Source organism: Curtobacterium sp. PsM8 (assembly GCF_030433875.1).
Lineage (GTDB): Bacteria > Actinomycetota > Actinomycetes > Actinomycetales > Microbacteriaceae > Curtobacterium.
This window is the reverse complement of the sequence record NZ_JARUXD010000189.1, coordinates 1-236: the sequence shown is the minus strand read 5'-3', so window position 1 is coordinate 236 and position 236 is coordinate 1. Positions and strand designations below refer to the sequence as shown.

The 236-nt window shown below is 67.4% G+C and carries 1 protein-coding gene; it reads right to left on the bottom strand.

Annotated elements, in window-relative coordinates:
• A partial coding sequence (locus tag QCD68_RS17315) for a hypothetical protein (RefSeq protein WP_301223907.1) occupies window positions 1-236 on the bottom strand: 236 nt, incomplete at both ends.

Sequence of the window (236 nt, the reverse complement as noted above, 5' to 3'; positions counted from 1 at the left end):
GACCAGGGGCTCGGCCATTACGATGGTTTGGCCTTCGAGCCGTTCGCACATCAGGCGCCGGCGCAGGTTGCGCTCGCGTTGCAATCGCAGCTCCTCGGTGCGGCGGTGGGGTTCGAGTTCCGAGACGGCAAGCTCCAGCAGCATATCCAGCTCGTCGGTCCAGTCCCGCAGGGCGTCGCGTCGCAGACCCGCAGGAGCCTGCGCGAAAGCGGTTTCCACCTCGACCCGGCCGATAC